We start from the raw sequence: 16,499 nt of genomic DNA on the forward strand, positions 1-16,499 counted from the left end.
GGGCATCCAAATCGGCCGCAACCGCCCGCGAGGTGGCTGCGGCACCTGCAAGGTGCAGGGCGCTTACGCTGCGAGCAGCGAGCGCAGCACGAACGGCAGGATCCCGCCGTGCTTGTAGTAGTCGACTTCGATCGGCGTATCGATGCGCAGCAGCACCGGCACGCGCTGCGATTCGCCGTTCTTGCGGTGGATCACGAGCGTGACGTCCTGCTGCGGCTTGAAGTCGTCGCCGAGGCCTTCGATGTCATACGTCTCTTCACCGGTGATGCCGAGCGACTGGACGCTGTCCGCGCCCTTGAACTGCAGCGGCAGCACGCCCATGCCGACCAGGTTCGAGCGGTGGATGCGCTCGAAGCTGCGTGCGATCACGGCCTTCACGCCGAGCAGTTGCGTGCCCTTCGCGGCCCAGTCGCGCGACGAGCCCGTGCCGTACTCTTCGCCGGCGAACACGACCGTCGGCGTGCCGGCGGCAACGTACTGCATCGCTGCATCGTAGATCGACTGCTGTTCGCCGCTCGGCTGGTGGATCGTCAGGCCGCCTTCGACGCGCGTGCCGTCTGCCTTCGCCGGGATCATCAGGTTCTTGATCCGGACGTTCGCGAACGTGCCGCGCATCATCACGTCGTGGTTGCCGCGGCGCGAGCCGTAGCTGTTGAAGTCGGCCTTCTGCACGCCGTTCTCCTTCAGCCACTTGCCTGCCGGCGAGTCTTCCTTGATCGAGCCTGCCGGGCTGATGTGGTCGGTCGTGACCGAGTCACCGAAGATGCCCAGTGCACGCGCGCCCTTGACCGTCGGGATCGATGCAGCCGGTTCCATCGAGAAGTCGTTGCCGAAGAACGGCGGCTCGGCGATGTACGTCGACTTCGGCCAGTCGTAGACCTGGCCCGATTCGCCCTCGATCTTGCTCCAGAGGTCGCCCTTCTTGGTCAGCTTCGAGTAGTTGTCCTCGAACTTCTTCGGGTCGAGCGCGAACTTGAGCAGCGCGTGGATTTCTTCGCTCGTCGGCCAGATGTCGCCGAGGTAGATGTCGCGGCCGCCCTTGCCCTTGCCGACCGGTTCGGTCATCAGGTCGCGCGTGATGTTACCGGCGATCGCGTAGGCGACGACCAGCGGCGGCGACGCGAGGAAGTTCGCGCGGATGTTCGGGTGGATCCGCGCTTCGAAGTTACGGTTGCCCGACAGCACGGCTGCCGCGACGATGTCGTTCTTCGTGATCGCTTCGTTCAGCTCCGGCGTCAGGTCGCCCGCGTTGCCGATACAGGTCGTGCAGCCGTAGGCCGCGACTTCGAAACCGAGCTTCGACAGGTAGGGCAGCAGGCCCGTCTTCGTCAGGTACTCGGTGACGATGCGCGATCCCGGCGCGAGCGAGGTCTTGATCTTCGGATCGACCGTGAGGCCGGCCTCGACCGCCTTCTTCGCGAGCAGGCCGGCGGCCAGCAGCACGCTCGGGTTCGACGTGTTCGTGCACGACGTGATCGCGGCGATCAGGATGTCGCCGTTCTTCACGTCGACGCCGTTGCTCGTCGTGTATTGCGCGCCGAGGTCTTCCGCCTTCTTCGCGAAGCCGTTTTCCGCGACCGGCTTCGAGAACAGGTCGGTGAACGTCGACTTGACGTGGCCGATCTCGATGCGGTCCTGCGGGCGCTTCGGGCCGGCCAGCGACGGCGCGACCGTCGTCAGATCCAGCGTCACGACCTTCGTGTAGTCGATGTCGCCGGCCTTCGGGATGCCGAACAGCTTCTGCGCCTTGAAGTAGTTTTCGAACGCGGCGATTTCGGCCTTCGTGCGGCCCGTGCCTTCGAAGTAGTCGATCGTCTTTTCGTCGACCGGGAAGAAGCCCATCGTCGCGCCGTATTCCGGCGCCATGTTGCCGATCGTCGCGCGGTCCGGCAGCGACAGCGACTTCGTGCCTTCGCCGAAGAACTCGACGAACTTGCCGACGACCTTCTCCTTGCGCAGCATTTCGGTGATCGTCAGCACCAGGTCGGTGGCCGTCACGCCTTCGCGCAGCTTGCCCTTCAGCTCGACGCCGACGACGTCCGGCGTCAGGAAGTACACCGGCTGGCCGAGCATGCCGGCTTCCGCCTCGATGCCGCCCACGCCCCAGCCGACCACGCCGATGCCGTTGATCATCGTCGTGTGGCTGTCGGTGCCGACGAGGGTGTCCGGGTAGTACACGGTGTCGCCGCCGTCCGCCTTCTTGTGGACGCCGCGCGCGAGGTATTCCAGGTTCACCTGGTGGACGATGCCGACGCCCGGCGGCACGACCTTGAACGTGTCGAATGCCTGCATGCCCCACTTCATGAACTGGTAGCGCTCGTTGTTGCGCTGGAATTCCAGTTTCATGTTCAGGTCGAGCGCGTCCTTCTGGCGGAAGTAGTCGATCTGCACCGAGTGGTCGACGACGAGATCGACCGGGACCAGCGGCTCGATCTTCTTCGGGTTCTTGCCGGTACGCTCCGCGACGCCGCGCATGGCCGCGATGTCGGCGAGCAGCGGCACGCCCGTGAAGTCCTGCAGCACCACGCGCGACACCACGAACGGAATCTCGTCGACGCGCTTGTCGTTCGGCTTCCAGTTCGCGAGCTGCTGGATGTGCTCTTCGGTGATTTTCTTGCCGTCGTAGTTGCGCAGCACGGACTCGAGCACGATACGGATCGACACCGGCAGGCGTTCGATCTTCGTCTTCAGTTCCTTGCCGAGCTGCGGCAGCGAGTAGAACTTGCCTTTGCCGGAACCGCTGTCGAATTCCTTGAGGGTCTTGTGGAGATTGTGGGCCATGGTGATTTTCCTGGGTTTAAGGCTAGGAAACAAAGAGTCCTGTATCTGACGGCTATATCACATACAAGTCGACGTACTCATCGACCGGCATTGCTTCGAGCTTTGCCTGGTCCAGCGACACGTCGAGAATCGCTTGTTGCTGCTTGGCCGGGAAGCGGCGGGCAAGGTTGGTCCTGAACTTCTCGACCAGGAGCGGGATGCCTTCGGCCCGGCGCCGCCGGTGGCCGAGCGGGTATTCGACCGCCACCTCGGCAAGCTTCGACCCGTCCGTGAACTCGATCGTCAGTGCATTCGCGATCGAGCGCTTGTCCGGGTCGTGGTAATCCTGCGTGAACTGCGGATCCTCGACGCACACGGTCTTCGCGCGCAGCGCGTCGATGCGGGGATCGGCGGCGGCCGAGTCTTCGTAGTCGGCCGCGGTCAGCCGGCCATACAGCAGCGGCACGGCGACCATGTACTGGATGCAGTGGTCGCGGTCGGCCGGATTGGCGAGCGGGCCCTGCTTGTCGATGATGCGGATCGCGGCCGCGTGCGTGCGGATCGTGATCCGGCTGATGTCGTCGGTCGTGCGGCCCGCGGCGGCGAGCTGCGCGTGCAGCTGCAGCGCGGCCTCGGCGGCCGTTTGCGCGTGGAATTCGGCGGGGAACGCGATCTTGAACAGCACGTTTTCCATCACGTACGTACCGTACGGGCGCTGGAAGCGGAACGGCTTGCCGTCGAACAGCACGTCGTAGAAGCCCCAGGTCTTGGCGGTGAGCGCCGACGGGTAGCCCATTTCACCCGTTTTCGCGATCAGCGCGAGGCGCACCGCGCGGGAGGTTGCATCGCCGGCCGCCCAGGACTTGCGCGAGCCGGTGTTCGGCGCGTGGCGGTAGGTGCGCAGCGCGTGGCCGTCGACGAACGCGTTGGACACCGCGTTGATCAGCTCGTCGCGCGTGAGCCCGAGCAACCGGCCGACGACGGCCGTCGACGCGACCTTCACGAGCAGCACGTGGTCGAGACCGACCGCATTGAACGAATTCTCGAGCGCGAGGCAGCCCTGGATCTCGTGGGCCTGGATCATCGCGACCAGCACGTCGCGCATCGTGAGCGGCTTCCGGCCGGCCGCGCGGGCCGTGCGGGAAAGCCAGTCGGCCGTCGCCAGGATCCCGCCGAGGTTGTCGGACGGATGACCCCATTCGGCGGCGAGCCAGGTGTCGTTGAAGTCCAGCCAGCGGATCATCGCACCGATGCCGAAGGCGGCCTGCACGGGATCGAGCTGGAAGGACGTGCCGGGCACCTTCGCGCCGTTCGGCACGATCGTGCCGGGCACGACGGGGCCGAGCAGCTTGGTGCAGGCAGGGTAGGATAGCGCCTCGAGTCCGCATCCGAGCGTGTCGATCAGGCAATGACGCGCCGTCTCCAGCGCGAGCGCGCTGTCGATGCCGGCATTCAGCACGTAGTCGACGATATCGACGAGTACCGTATCCGGAGCAGGGCGGACGTTGGAGACCGGGGCGGACATCGAGGGGCCGATGGGAACGCGCTTAGTTCGTTGCCGGCTTCAGCTCGTTCGACTGCGTCGGTGCCGGCGTGCCTTGCGCCATTTCCGGCGTCACGCATTCGTCCGCGAGGCGTTCGCCGCCGTTCGCGTCGGAGAACAGCATCGCCTTGCTCGGGATCACGACCAGCTTGAAGCCCGCGGCCGGATCGTAGAACGTGTCGGCGCCCGTCGTCGTGGCCTGACGCGGCAGCTTGTAGTTCTTCTTCGCCCAGTGAACCGTGACGACCTGGTCGCGCTTCATGTCACCGGCGAGGTCGAACGACAGACCTTCCTTGCAGGACCACTTGACTGCGCCGTCCGGTACCGGATCGACCTTCGCCGCGGCACGTGCCTGCGCCTTCTTGCTGCGCGGGATGATGCGCTTGGCCGGCGCCGGGCGCTTGGCCGCTGCCTTCTTCGCGGTCGTCGTGGTCGTACCCTGGGCAAACGCGCTCGGAGCCGACACCAGCATCGTGGCGGACAAGGCGCCGATGGCGGTAGCGATCAGGAGTTTCTTCATGGAGTCAGAACCTTTCGATAATCAGTTGACAAGGGCCGGCAATCTGCGCCGCCGGCCGGTTTGAAACTGCACGCGCCCCGAAAGCGCGCAGCGGCCGCTATTTTCACCTATTTGGCCGCGTGTATATCAGGTTTTCGGGCTCCGTTACGTTTTTTGTCGTTTCGCAAACCTCTATCCGGTTCGCGCCTCGTCGAATGCATGAAACTCGTGTATCGGCGCGGGCAGAACGCGCTTACGGCGCGCCGCCCTCGGCGGCCGGGCCGAACAGCGGCGCGGCCTCGGCCGGCACGGGCTGGCCGGTGGCCCGTGCGCGGCGCAGCACCGACCAGTAATAGCGGTAACTCGCGCGATCGTGCAGCGTATCACCGTGGCGCGTCGGGCCCCAGTCGGCGGCCTGCGCGGCCAGCAGGATCTCGGCGGCCAGCGCGACCTCGTCGGTGCGCGGCGCGAATGCGTCGACGATCGGGCGGATCTGCGCGGGGTGGATGCTCCACATCCGCGTGAACGCGAATTCGTCGCGCGCGCGGCGCGCATCGGCGGCGACGACGCTCATGTCGCGCACCTCGGTCGTCACGTTGTGCGACGGCGTCTTGCCGTGCGCGTGGCAGGCCGCGGCGATTTCCAGCTTCGCGCGGCGCACGAGCGGGTGCTCGAACTGGCCGGGCGAGCGCATCGCGGAATCCGGAATCGCGCCGTGGTGCGCGGAGACGAAATCCATCAGCCCGAAGCTCAGCGTGCCGACCGTCGGCAGCGCGGCGAGGGCGGCCGCCTGCGCGAGCGCGCCGTGCGTCTCGACCAGCACGTCGACGGGAATCGGCTGCGCGATGCCGAGCTCGCGGCGCGTGCCTTCGATGAACGCGGTCATTTCGGCGGCATCGGCGGCACTCGCGATCTTCGGGAGCGTGATGTAGGCGGGGGCACGCGCCGCACGCAGCACGATGCGTACGTCGTCGCGCCAGTGCGGGTGGGAAAAGTCGTGGATGCGGACGCCGACGCGGCCGAAGCGGTTCTCGTCGCTGCCGAGGATGTCGGTGACGAGTGCCGCGTGCGCGGCTTCCTGGCCGACGGCGGCGCCGTCTTCGCAGTCGAGCGTGATGTCGAACACGGGGCCCAGCTCGGCCTGCAGCGCGAGCGACTTGCGCATCAGCTTTTCGCTGCCCGCGTAATGATCGCAGCAGGGCAGGATCGCGGGCGGGGACGCCCCGTCGTACAGCACTTGTGCGGGAGTGAGCGCGGCCATCTCGTCTACGTCAGGGAAGCGGGTCAACGTGGAGAAAATCGGATTCGGGCGCGTTCTGGGCCGGTGCGCGGCAAGCGCGGGGCGGCAAAACGTGCGCGGATCGGATCGGTCGGCCGGGCCGGCGGCATGCCGGCCCGGGCCGAAACCGGGCTGCCCGAGGGCCGCCCGGCGAGGTGCTTGATGCTTAGTTCTTCAGCAGGTGGGCGACGCCATCGCGCTCTTCGAGCAGCTCGGCCAGCGTGCCGTCCATCTTCTCGCGCGAGAACGCGTCGATTTCCAGGCCTTCGACGCGCTTGTACTCGCCGTTTTCGCAGGTGACCGGCACGCCGTAGATGATGTCTTCGGGGATGCCGTACGAGCCGTCCGACGGGATGCCCATCGTGACCCACTTGCCGTTCGTGCCGAGGACCCAGTCACGCACGTGGTCGATCGCCGCGTTCGCTGCCGACGCTGCCGACGACAGGCCGCGCGCTTCGATGATCGCCGCGCCGCGCTTGCCGACGGTCGGGATGAACGTGTCGCGGTTCCACACGTCGTCGTTGATCAGCTTCAGCAGCGATTCGCCTTCGGCGGTCGCGAAGCGGAAGTCGGGGTACATCGTCGGCGAGTGGTTGCCCCACACGGCGAGCTTCTCGATCGATGCGACCGGCTTGCCCGACTTCGCCGCGAGTTGCGACAGCGCGCGGTTGTGGTCGAGGCGCAGCATGGCCGTGAAGTTCTTCTTCGGCAGATCCGGCGCCGACTTCATCGCGATGTAGGCGTTCGTGTTCGCCGGGTTGCCGACGACCAGCACCTTCACGTCGCGGCTCGCGACTTCGTTCAGCGCGGCGCCCTGAACCGTGAAGATTTCGGCGTTGGCCGACAGCAGGTCCTTGCGCTCCATGCCCTTCGAGCGCGGACGTGCGCCGACCAGCAGTGCGACGTCGGCATCCTTGAATGCGACCTTCGGATCATCGGTGATCACGACGCCCGCGAGCAGCGGGAACGCGCAATCGTCGAGCTCCATCACGACGCCCTTGACGGCGCCTTGGGCTTGCGGGAGGTCGAGCAGTTGCAGGATGACCGGCTGGTCCTTGCCGAGCAGGTCGCCGTTCGCGATGCGGAACAGCAGGGAGTAAGCGATTTGACCTGCGGCGCCGGTGACGGCAACGCGCTTTGCTGGCTTAGCCATTGAAAATCTCCAGGACGGGTGAAGCGTTGGACACTCGCGAAAACGCCATTCTATGCGCGTTGTGCTGAGTGTTGCATTGAAGCAGGGCGGAGGACTCGCGATGGCAGACGCGGTGAACCTGGAGACGGCCGTGGCACGTAGCCGGGGACGCGCTTTTGCACCCGCGAACCCTTGCTCGACCCGGAGTGTAGGAGCCGTCCGGCTCAAAGTCAAACGGTATCATATGTCTTATATAAGACAGATGTTTTGCGGAAATTGAGTGGACTTAAAAGTGCGGTTTGTGATGAAATGCGCGCCATGACATCGAACCAGGCGAATACCGCGAATCAGACCGGCGCAGGCGGCCCAGGGCAGCCGGGCGCGAGCGATCCCGCACCTTCGCCCGCGGCGGCTCCGTCGCCGACGTTCAGCCCGTTATACCAGCAGATTAAGTCATTGATCACGCAAAGTCTCGAAACCGGCGAGTGGAAGCCGGGCGAGATCATCCCGAGCGAGGTGGAGCTCGCGGCCCGCTACAAGGTCAGCCAGGGCACCGTCCGCAAGGCGATCGACGAGCTGGCCGCCGAAAACCTCGTGGTCCGGCGGCAGGGCAAGGGCACTTTTGTTGCGACGCACAACGAAGATCGCGCGCAGTTCCGCTTCCTGCGGCTGCTGGCCGACGACGGGGCCGAGCATCCGCACGTGAGCCGCCTGCTCGAATGCCGGCGCCTGCGCGCGCCGGCCGAGATCGCGCGGCAACTCGACCTGAAGCCGGCCGATCCGGTCGTGCAGGTGCGCCGCCTGCTGGAGTTCGAGAACGAAGCGACGGTGCTCGACGAGATCTGGCTGCCGGGCGCGATGTTCCGAGGGCTCACGTTCGAGCGGCTGAGCGAGTACACGGGGCCGCTCTACGCGATGTTCGAGACGGAGTTCGGCACGCGGATGATCCGCGCGACGGAAAAGATCCGCGCGGTCGCGGCGGAGCCGGCGGTGGCCGACCTGCTGCACGTGCCGGCGGGTTTCCCTTTGCTGTCGGTCGAGCGTGTGTCCTATACATACGGAGACCGGCCGGTGGAAGTGCGTCGCGGCTGGTATGTCACAACCGGGTACTACTATCAGAATGACTTGAGTTGACGGTGTATCGGCTCAAGCCGAGTGCGTTCGCGTTCCCCACGTTCGCGAAGCACGTTTCGGGCCGCCTTTGTTCTTGTTCGCGCAACTATCCAGAGCAGACTTTCGCTGCAGCGCGATATAAAAAGGCGCTAAAATCGCGGATTAGTGTGACAACATAGTAGGGGTCTAGCATGACTGATGCAGTAAGAAAGCCGAGGCCGGAATACCGGAACATCGGATTCGGCGATATCACGATGAAATATCGCATGCCGCTGGCAGCGATATTGTCGATTCTCCATCGAGTCAGCGGCGCGCTGCTGTTCTTGTTCCTGCCGTTCCTGCTGTTCCTCTTCGACCAGAGCCTCACGTCCGAGCTCAGCTTCGAAGTCTTCAAGGCTTTCCTCTCCAACATCATCGTCAAGCTGATCGTCCTCGCACTGTCGTGGGCCTTCTTCCACCATTTCTGCGCCGGCATTCGCCACCTGCTGATGGACGTCAACCACGACGCCGTCACGAAGGAAGGCGGCAAGCGGACGGCAGTCGTCGTCTTTGTCGTCTCGATCGCGCTGACGATCGCCATGGCACTCAAACTGTTCGGAGCATTCTAAGAAAATGGCAGCCAATAACCGAATCGGCTCGAAGCGCCTCGTCGTCGGCGCTCATTACGGCCTGCGCGACTGGCTTGCGCAGCGCATCACCGCCACGATCATGGCGGTCTACACGGTCATTCTGCTCGTCCTGTTCTTCGGCGCGCACGATTTCTCGTACGAAGGCTGGGCATCGATCTTCGCCGCGCAATGGATGAAGCTCGCGACCTTCGTGATGCTGCTTTCCCTCTTCTACCACGCATGGGTCGGCGTGCGCGACATCTGGATGGACTACGTGAAGCCCGTCGGTGTGCGCCTGCTGCTGCAATCGCTGACCATCGTCTGGCTGCTCGCATGTGCGGGCTACGCCGCGCAGATTCTCTGGAGAGTGTAAAGAATGGCTGCAATCAAAACTAATCTCCCGCGCCGCAAGTTTGACGTAGTGATCGTCGGCGCGGGCGGCTCCGGCTTGCGCGCGGCGCTGCAACTGTCGCGCGCGGGCCTGTCGGTCGGCGTGCTGTCGAAGGTGTTCCCGACCCGTTCGCACACGGTGGCCGCGCAGGGCGGTATCGGCGCGTCGCTCGGCAACATGAGCGAAGACAACTGGCACTTCCACTTCTACGACACGATCAAGGGCTCCGACTGGCTCGGCGACCAGGACGCGATCGAATTCATGTGCCGTGAAGCGCCGAACGTCGTGTACGAACTCGAGCACTTCGGCATGCCGTTCGACCGTAATGCGGACGGCACGATCTACCAGCGCCCGTTCGGCGGCCACACCGCGAACTACGGCGAGAAGCCGGTCCAGCGCGCCTGCGCGGCCGCCGACCGTACCGGTCACGCGCTGCTGCACACGCTGTACCAGCAGAACGTCGAAGCGAAGACGCAGTTCTTCGTCGAATGGATGGCGCTCGACCTGATCCGCGACGCGGAAGGCGACGTGCTCGGCGTGACGGCCCTCGAGATGGAGACGGGTGACGTCTACATCATGGAAGGCAAGACGACGCTGTTCGCGACGGGCGGCGCAGGCCGGATCTTCGCGGCATCGACCAACGCGTTCATCAACACCGGCGACGGCCTCGGCATGGCTGCGCGTTCGGGCATCGCGCTGCAGGACATGGAGTTCTGGCAGTTCCACCCGACCGGCGTGGCCGGCGCGGGCGTGCTGATCACCGAAGGCGTGCGCGGCGAAGGCGGTATCCTGCGCAACGCGAACGGCGAGCGCTTCATGGAGCGCTACGCGCCGACGCTGAAGGATCTGGCGCCGCGTGACTTCGTGTCGCGTTCGATGGACCAGGAAATCAAGGAAGGCCGCGGCGTGGGTCCGAACAAGGATCACGTGCTGCTCGACCTGTCGCACATCGGCGCCGAGACGATCATGAAGCGTCTGCCGTCGATCCGCGAAATCGCGCTGAAGTTCGCGAACGTCGACGCGATCAAGGAACCGATCCCGGTCGTCCCGACGATCCACTACCAGATGGGCGGCATCCCGACCAACATCCACGGCCAGGTCGTCGGCACGTCGCGCGGTCACAAGGATCCGGTCAACGGCTTCTACGCAGTGGGCGAATGCTCGTGCGTGTCCGTGCACGGCGCGAACCGCCTCGGCACGAACTCGCTGCTGGACCTCGTGGTGTTCGGCCGTGCGGCCGGCAACCACATCGTCGAGCACGTGAAGAACCAGAAGGAACACAAGCCGCTGCCGGCCGATGCGGGCGAATTCTCGCTGGCACGCCTGGCGAAGCTCGACAAGTCGACCTCGGGTGAATACACGCAGGACGTCGCGAACGACATCCGCTCGACGATGCAGAAGCACGCAGGCGTGTTCCGCACGTCGGAACTGCTGAAGGAAGGCGTCGAGCAGATGGCCGGCCTGGCGGCGCGCGTGGAAAACATCCACCTGAAGGACAAGTCGAAGGTGTTCAACACCGCGCGCGTCGAAGCGCTCGAGCTGGAGAACCTGATCGAAGTTGCTCGCGCAACGATGGTGTCGGCGGAAGCGCGCAAGGAAAGCCGTGGCGCACACGCCCACAGCGACTACGAACACCGCGACGACGAGAACTGGCTGCGCCACACGCTGTGGTACAGCGAAGGCGATCGCCTCGACTACAAGCCGGTACAAATGAAGCCGCTGACGGTCGAATCCGTGCCGCCGAAGCCGCGCACGTTCTAAGCCGAGTCAAAGGAATCCGAAATGGCAAAACGCATTTTTGAAGTCTACCGCTACGATCCGGACAAGGACGCAGCGCCGCGCATGCAGACGTACGAGCTGGAGCTCGAGCACGAGCGCATGCTGCTCGACGCACTGGTCAAGCTGAAGGCCGTGGACGAGACGCTGTCGTTCCGCCGTTCGTGCCGTGAAGGCGTGTGCGGTTCGGACGCGATGAACATCAACGGCAAGAACGGTCTCGCGTGCCTGACGAACCTGAACGACCTGCCGCAGAAGATCGTGCTGCGTCCGCTGCCGGGCCTGCCCGTCGTGCGTGACCTGATCGTCGACATGACGCACTTCTTCAACCAGTACCACTCGATCAAGCCGTACCTGATCAACGACGCGCCGCCGCCGGAGAAGGAACGCCTCCAGTCGCCGGAAGAGCGCGACGAGCTCGACGGCGTGTACGAGTGCATTCTGTGCGCGAGCTGCTCGACGTCGTGCCCGAGCTTCTGGTGGAACCCGGACAAGTTCGTCGGCCCGGCCGGCCTGCTGCAGGCTTACCGCTTCATCGCGGACAGCCGCGACACGGCCACCGGCGAGCGTCTCGACAACCTGGAAGACCCGTACCGCCTGTTCCGTTGCCACACGATCATGAACTGCGTCGACGTTTGCCCGAAGGGCCTGAACCCGACGAAGGCGATCGGCAAGATCAAGGAACTGATGGTTCGCCGCGCTGTTTAAGGTTGAGATGAGCGATTCGCATCAATCCGACCCGCACCGTCGCGCACGCCTTCGCTGGCGTGCGCGGCGGGGTCTGCTGGAGAACGACATCATTTTCGAGCGTTTCTTCAGCAGATACGAGCATGACCTCACCGATGCAGACGTAGGCGCGTTGTCGCGCCTGCTCGATCTGAGCGACAACGACCTGATGGACTTGCTCCTCGCGCGCAAGGAACCAGAAGGCGACCTAGACAGCCCGGATATTCACCGGCTGTTGGAGATGCTGCGCAACGTGTAACGCCAAGGTGTAACGCGTTGTGCCCGTTATCGAATCCCGTTTCTTTATTTCGATTGAGGATGTGCCATGACTCCGTCTGATGTTAAAGCCACGCTATCGTTCAGCGACAACTCGCCGAGCGTCGAACTGCCGATCTACAAGGGCACGATGGGCCCGGACGTGATCGACATCCGCAAGCTGTACGGCCAGACCGGCAAGTTCACGTACGACCCGGGCTTCATGTCGACGGCAGCTTGTAATTCGGCGATCACGTACATCGACGGCGACAAGGGCGAGCTGCTGTACCGCGGCTACCCGATCGACAACCTCGCGCAAAACGCCGACTTCCTCGAAAGCTGCTACCTGCTGCTGAAGGGCGAACTGCCGAACGCAGCGCAGAAGAAGGAATTCGTCGACACCGTCACGAAGCACACGATGGTGCACGAGCAGATGCACTTCTTCTTCCGTGGCTTCCGTCGCGACGCGCACCCGATGGCGATCCTGGTCGCTGCAGTCGGCGCGCTGTCGGCGTTCTACCACGACTCGCTCGACATCAACGATCCGCGTCACCGTGAAGTGTCGGCGATCCGCATGATCGCGAAGCTGCCGACGCTCGTCGCGATGGCGTACAAGTACAGCATCGGCCAGCCGTTCGTGTATCCGAAGAACTCGCTGTCGTACAGCGCGAACTTCATGCACATGATGTTCTCGAACCCGTGCGAAGAGTACAAGGTCAACGACGTGCTCGTCCGCGCGCTCGACCGTATCCTGATCCTGCACGCCGACCACGAGCAGAACGCATCGACGTCGACCGTCCGCCTGGCCGGCTCGTCGGGCGCGAATCCGTTCGCCTGTATCGCTGCCGGTATCGCCTGTCTGTGGGGCCCGGCGCACGGTGGTGCGAACGAAGCCGCGCTGAACATGCTCGAGCAGATCGGTTCGCCGGACAACATCCCCGAATTCATCAAGCAGGTGAAGGACAAGAATTCGGGCGTGAAGCTGATGGGCTTCGGTCACCGCGTGTACAAGAACTACGACCCGCGTGCGAAGCTGATGCGCGAAACGTGCTACGAAGTGCTGAACGAACTGGGCCTGCACGACGACCCGCTGTTCAAGCTCGCGATGCAGCTCGAGAAGATCGCGCTGGAAGACGAATACTTCGTGTCGCGCAAGCTGTACCCGAACGTCGACTTCTACTCGGGCATCGTCCAGCGCGCGCTGGGCATCCCGACGTCGATGTTCACGTGTATCTTCGCGATGGCACGTACGGTCGGCTGGATCGCACAGTGGAACGAAATGATCGGCGATCCGGAACAGAAGATCGGCCGTCCGCGTCAGCTGTTCATCGGCGATACGCCGCGCGAAGCGAAGCCGCTCAACGCACGTTAAGTCGTGCGCGGCGCGAACGGCCGGCTGGCCGCTCGCGTCGGGCGATCGCAACGCCACGACACCCCGACGGGTCATTCCGTCGGGGTGTTTTCATTTGTGCGGCCGAGGATCGCTCCGGCCCGCGCGGCGTTCCAGCGACGGCGGCCGCGTGTCGAGTGCGGGTGCGTCGTCATCGGGCGCGTGGCCGTGCTGCACGAAGAACTGCCGGTATGCGCCGGGCGTCATCCCGCGTGCCGCGAGGAACTGGCGGTTGAAGTTCGCGGCATTCGGAATGCCGCAGCGCGCAGCCACCGTCGCGATCGGCCAGTCGGTGCCGACGAGATGACGGCACGCGTGCGCGAGCCGCAGCCGCTGCACGTAGCGGCCGACGCTTTCGCCGAGATGCCGGACGAACAGGCGCTGCAAAGTGCGTTCGGACATATGCGCGGTGGCGGCGAGCGCGTCGATGCGCAACGGCTCGTGGAAGTGCCGGTCGATCGCGTCGAGCACGCGGTCGAGGCGTTCGGCTTCGGGGGCGGCTGCGTCGGTTTGGCGTGTCGTGCCGTCGGCCCGCTCGTACGCGTGTGCGGTGGCGAGCGGTTCGCCGCCGGCTTCCGCGAGATCGGCGAGCGTGTCGAGCGCGGCCGCGAGCCGGGTGCGCGGCGACGGATCGAGCAACTGCGGCAGCCGCACGCGCATCGCGCGGGCTGCATCCGCGTCGAAGCGCAGGCCCGGTGCGGCACGCCGCAGCAGCGAGCGCAGCGGTGCGTATTCGGGGCAACAGTCGGCCAGACGCCGCGCCCAGTCGCCGTCGAACCAGATGACGAGCGCGACTTCAGGCGCATCGCGATCGATGCGTGCATTCGACGACCACGTATGCGGCAGGTTGGGCGGCACGAGCACCAGATCGTCGTCCGCGTAGTGCGCGACGTGATCGCCGATGAAGCGCCGGCCGCGGCTGTTGAGCGTCAGCGTCAGTTCGTATTCGGGATGGCGATGCCATTCGAACGGGATGCGCGCGAGCTGACGGTGATACACGCGGATCGAACAGCCGGGGGCGAACGTCACGTGCTCGTACTGCGGTTTCATTGCGGCCTCCGGGGGAGAGCCGGCATCGCGCCGTGGCATGATCGTGAGCGATCGTCACGACGGAGCGATGCCATGTTTTCACATGTTTGCGTGGGGGTGGCCGACACCGCGCGCGCCTACGATTTCTACGCGCCGCTGTTCGCGGAACTCGGGCTGCGCCTGAAATTCCGCGAGCCGGACGGCTGGTCGGGCTGGATGCCGGCCGACACCGACCGGCCGCTGTTCTTCTTCGGCCACCCGCTCGACGGCCGCGCGCCCGAACCGGGCAATGGCCACACGATCGCGTTCGTTGCGCCGACCCGTGCACACGTCGATCGCTGCCACGCGCTCGCGCTGCGCCACGGCGGCACCTGCGAAGGGCCGCCGGGCCTGCGGCCGGACTATCACCGCGACTACTACGGCGCGTATTTCCGCGATCCGGACGGCAACAAGCTGTGCGTGGTCTGCCATCATCCGGCGTGACGCTTGGTTGTCAGGATTGTATCGATAGTTGGCCGGATAGTGGTAATCGCGGTCGCGCGCCGGCCGTACGCTGACAGCACATCACGACACCTGTCAGCGAGGAGACCACGATGCAACTGACGATTGACGACCTGCCTGCCGCGATTCGCGACGCGAAAAGGGCGCTGCGCGCCGACCTGCCTGGTCATGCGGCCACGTTCCGCGAACTGGAGGGCGACATCGCGCGGCAGGTCGATGTGATTCGCCGCGCGCATGCGCATGGTCGTGACGTGATTCCGGTGGTGCCGTTCGCGGACATCGCCGGCGCGACCGTCGATCCGCAAGCGGTTGCGGCGATCCGCACGCATGGCGCGGTCGTGATCCGTGGCGTATTCGATCCGCAGCAGGCGCGCGACTGGAACGACGAGATCGGTGCCTACCTTGACGCGAACCGCTTCACCGACCGGCTGCACGCACGTGCCGAGGACCGTTATTTCGGCAACCTCGCGTCGGGCAAGCCGCAGATCTACGGCGTCTACTGGTCGAAGCCGCAGGTGGCTGCGCGCCAGTCGCCGGCCCTGACCCAGGCGCGCGTGTTCCTGAACCGGCTGTGGCGGCACGCGGACGGCGGCCGCACGCACTTCGATCCCGACCAGGTGCCGGCCTATGCGGACCGGATTCGTCGCCGCCCGCCCGGCTCGACGTCGCTCGGGCTGTCGCCGCATGTCGATGGCGGTTCGGTCGAACGCTGGCTCGGCGCGAATTTCCGCCGGGTCTACCGTCACGTGCTGGCCGGCCGCTGGCGCGATTACGACCCGTTCGACGCGGCGTTCCGTCCCGACGTCGAGGAGATTCCGTCGCCGGCCGTGTGCTCGATGTTCCGCACCTTCCAGGGCTGGACCGCGCTGACGCCGCAGGGGCCCGGCGACGGCACGCTGCAGTTGATCCCGGTGGCGAACGCGATGGCCTACGTCGTGCTGCGTGCGCTGCAGGACGACGTGGCCGACGACGACCTGTGCGGCGCGCGCCCGGGCCGTGCGCTGTCGATCCGGCCCGAATGGCACGCGCTGCTGCTCGACGCGCTGGTGCCGATCCCGCACATGGAGCCGGGCGATGCGGTGTTCTGGCACGGCGATGTGGTGCACGCGGTCGAGGATGCGCACCGCGGCAGCGGCGACAGCAACGTGATGTACATCGCCGCCGCGCCCGGTTGCGCGAAGAACGACGCGTACCTGCAGCGCCAGCGCGCTGCGTTCCTGCGCGGCGAGAGCCCGCCCGATTTCCCGGCCGATCATTTCGAGGTCGAATTCGACGGGCGGGGCGGGGAGGGCGATCTCACGGCGCTCGGCCGTTCGCAGATGGGGTTCGGGGCGGGCGAGTAGCCAGCGTGCCGCCCGTGAAAGCGACGGCTCGCCGGGTGGCGAACGGCGGGCTGCCGAATCCGCTGCGTGTCGAGCGCAATTCGACGCAATCGGCTGTCGGCGCAGCCGAAATCGACGCGAATTGCGCAATTTGGCTTCCGATAATGGTCCGGAC

Annotated in this window: 15 protein-coding genes; 9 read left to right on the forward strand and 6 right to left on the reverse strand. The window is 65.3% G+C overall.

The annotated features are described in order from the left end of the window. Nucleotides 1-63: 63 nt before the first annotated feature. The 5 genes from acnA to CFB39_RS22325 all read right to left on the reverse strand — a co-directional run bounded on the left by acnA (nt 64) and on the right by CFB39_RS22325 (nt 7,234). Nucleotides 64-2,781 (reverse strand): aconitate hydratase AcnA, encoded by a 2,718-nt coding sequence (gene acnA, locus CFB39_RS22305; protein ID WP_089474464.1) that lies wholly within the window; start codon nt 2,779-2,781, stop codon nt 64-66. Nucleotides 2,782-2,833: 52 nt separating this feature from the next. Continuing rightward, nucleotides 2,834-4,285 carry a bifunctional 2-methylcitrate dehydratase/aconitate hydratase gene (locus tag CFB39_RS22310; protein WP_089474465.1) on the reverse strand — a complete coding sequence of 484 codons (1,452 nt, stop codon included), beginning with the start codon at nt 4,283-4,285 and terminating at the stop codon, nt 2,834-2,836. Nucleotides 4,286-4,307: 22 nt separating this feature from the next. Next, complete coding sequence (locus CFB39_RS22315; RefSeq protein WP_089432390.1) at nt 4,308-4,823, reverse strand: hypothetical protein; 516 nt, start codon at nt 4,821-4,823, stop codon at nt 4,308-4,310. 232 nt (nt 4,824-5,055) lie between these two features. Further along, on the reverse strand, nt 5,056-6,063 hold the full coding sequence (locus tag CFB39_RS22320) for a CoA ester lyase (protein ID WP_089474466.1): 1,008 nt from the start codon (nt 6,061-6,063) through the stop codon (nt 5,056-5,058). A gap of 184 nt (nt 6,064-6,247) precedes the next feature. Continuing rightward, the gene (locus CFB39_RS22325) at nt 6,248-7,234 is read right to left on the reverse strand and encodes a malate dehydrogenase (protein ID WP_006479357.1); all 987 of its coding nucleotides are present in this window, start codon (nt 7,232-7,234) and stop codon (nt 6,248-6,250) included. A gap of 288 nt (nt 7,235-7,522) precedes the next feature. Between CFB39_RS22325 and CFB39_RS22330 the strand changes: the two genes are divergently transcribed. The 7 genes from CFB39_RS22330 to gltA all read left to right on the forward strand — a co-directional run bounded on the left by CFB39_RS22330 (nt 7,523) and on the right by gltA (nt 13,454). Then, entirely contained in the window at nt 7,523-8,347 is an 825-nt protein-coding gene (locus CFB39_RS22330; RefSeq protein WP_089474467.1) for a GntR family transcriptional regulator, read from the forward strand. A 170-nt stretch (nt 8,348-8,517) separates the two neighbouring features. Next, nucleotides 8,518-8,934 carry a succinate dehydrogenase, cytochrome b556 subunit gene (sdhC, locus tag CFB39_RS22335; protein WP_034185792.1) on the forward strand — a complete coding sequence of 139 codons (417 nt, stop codon included), beginning with the start codon at nt 8,518-8,520 and terminating at the stop codon, nt 8,932-8,934. A 4-nt stretch (nt 8,935-8,938) separates the two neighbouring features. Then, the gene (sdhD, locus tag CFB39_RS22340) at nt 8,939-9,307 is read left to right on the forward strand and encodes a succinate dehydrogenase, hydrophobic membrane anchor protein (protein ID WP_011355745.1); all 369 of its coding nucleotides are present in this window, start codon (nt 8,939-8,941) and stop codon (nt 9,305-9,307) included. A gap of 3 nt (nt 9,308-9,310) precedes the next feature. Then, nucleotides 9,311-11,086 carry a succinate dehydrogenase flavoprotein subunit gene (sdhA, locus tag CFB39_RS22345; protein WP_089427959.1) on the forward strand — a complete coding sequence of 592 codons (1,776 nt, stop codon included), beginning with the start codon at nt 9,311-9,313 and terminating at the stop codon, nt 11,084-11,086. 21 nt (nt 11,087-11,107) lie between these two features. Next, a complete protein-coding gene (locus CFB39_RS22350; protein WP_011355743.1) occupies nt 11,108-11,809 on the forward strand; it encodes a succinate dehydrogenase iron-sulfur subunit in 702 nt (233 codons plus the stop codon). A 7-nt stretch (nt 11,810-11,816) separates the two neighbouring features. Further along, the gene (locus CFB39_RS22355) at nt 11,817-12,086 is read left to right on the forward strand and encodes a succinate dehydrogenase assembly factor 2 (RefSeq protein ID WP_039358259.1); all 270 of its coding nucleotides are present in this window, start codon (nt 11,817-11,819) and stop codon (nt 12,084-12,086) included. Between the two features lie 66 nt (nt 12,087-12,152). Further along, nucleotides 12,153-13,454 carry a citrate synthase gene (gene gltA / locus CFB39_RS22360; protein ID WP_011355741.1) on the forward strand — a complete coding sequence of 434 codons (1,302 nt, stop codon included), beginning with the start codon at nt 12,153-12,155 and terminating at the stop codon, nt 13,452-13,454. A 90-nt stretch (nt 13,455-13,544) separates the two neighbouring features. Here gltA and CFB39_RS22365 read toward each other — a convergent pair whose 3' ends face one another. Further along, nucleotides 13,545-14,522 carry an AraC family transcriptional regulator gene (locus tag CFB39_RS22365; RefSeq protein WP_089474468.1) on the reverse strand — a complete coding sequence of 326 codons (978 nt, stop codon included), beginning with the start codon at nt 14,520-14,522 and terminating at the stop codon, nt 13,545-13,547. A gap of 72 nt (nt 14,523-14,594) precedes the next feature. On the opposite strand from CFB39_RS22365, the gene CFB39_RS22370 reads away from it, so the two are divergent. Beyond that, complete coding sequence (locus tag CFB39_RS22370) at nt 14,595-14,984, forward strand: VOC family protein (RefSeq protein WP_089474469.1); 390 nt, start codon at nt 14,595-14,597, stop codon at nt 14,982-14,984. Nucleotides 14,985-15,094: 110 nt separating this feature from the next. After that, the gene (locus CFB39_RS22375; RefSeq protein ID WP_089474470.1) at nt 15,095-16,345 is read left to right on the forward strand and encodes a DUF1479 domain-containing protein; all 1,251 of its coding nucleotides are present in this window, start codon (nt 15,095-15,097) and stop codon (nt 16,343-16,345) included. Nucleotides 16,346-16,499: the final 154 nt, after the last annotated feature.

The sequence above is a fragment of the Burkholderia sp. AU6039 genome, assembly GCF_002223365.1.
GTDB lineage: Bacteria > Pseudomonadota > Gammaproteobacteria > Burkholderiales > Burkholderiaceae > Burkholderia.

Coding starts and splice junctions, on each gene's coding strand:
- CFB39_RS22320 (WP_089474466.1), bottom strand. CDS start 6,063: ATGGCCGCGCTCACTCCCGCACAAGTGCTGTACGACGGGGCGTCCCCG.
- CFB39_RS22315 (WP_089432390.1), bottom strand. CDS start 4,823: ATGAAGAAACTCCTGATCGCTACCGCCATCGGCGCCTTGTCCGCCACG.
- CFB39_RS22325 (WP_006479357.1), bottom strand. CDS start 7,234: ATGGCTAAGCCAGCAAAGCGCGTTGCCGTCACCGGCGCCGCAGGTCAA.
- CFB39_RS22350 (WP_011355743.1), top strand. CDS start 11,108: ATGGCAAAACGCATTTTTGAAGTCTACCGCTACGATCCGGACAAGGAC.
- CFB39_RS22365 (WP_089474468.1), bottom strand. CDS start 14,522: ATGAAACCGCAGTACGAGCACGTGACGTTCGCCCCCGGCTGTTCGATC.
- gltA (WP_011355741.1), top strand. CDS start 12,153: ATGACTCCGTCTGATGTTAAAGCCACGCTATCGTTCAGCGACAACTCG.
- CFB39_RS22355 (WP_039358259.1), top strand. CDS start 11,817: ATGAGCGATTCGCATCAATCCGACCCGCACCGTCGCGCACGCCTTCGC.
- CFB39_RS22375 (WP_089474470.1), top strand. CDS start 15,095: ATGCAACTGACGATTGACGACCTGCCTGCCGCGATTCGCGACGCGAAA.
- CFB39_RS22310 (WP_089474465.1), bottom strand. CDS start 4,285: ATGTCCGCCCCGGTCTCCAACGTCCGCCCTGCTCCGGATACGGTACTC.
- sdhD (WP_011355745.1), top strand. CDS start 8,939: ATGGCAGCCAATAACCGAATCGGCTCGAAGCGCCTCGTCGTCGGCGCT.
- CFB39_RS22370 (WP_089474469.1), top strand. CDS start 14,595: ATGTTTTCACATGTTTGCGTGGGGGTGGCCGACACCGCGCGCGCCTAC.
- sdhA (WP_089427959.1), top strand. CDS start 9,311: ATGGCTGCAATCAAAACTAATCTCCCGCGCCGCAAGTTTGACGTAGTG.
- sdhC (WP_034185792.1), top strand. CDS start 8,518: ATGACTGATGCAGTAAGAAAGCCGAGGCCGGAATACCGGAACATCGGA.
- acnA (WP_089474464.1), bottom strand. CDS start 2,781: ATGGCCCACAATCTCCACAAGACCCTCAAGGAATTCGACAGCGGTTCC.
- CFB39_RS22330 (WP_089474467.1), top strand. CDS start 7,523: ATGCGCGCCATGACATCGAACCAGGCGAATACCGCGAATCAGACCGGC.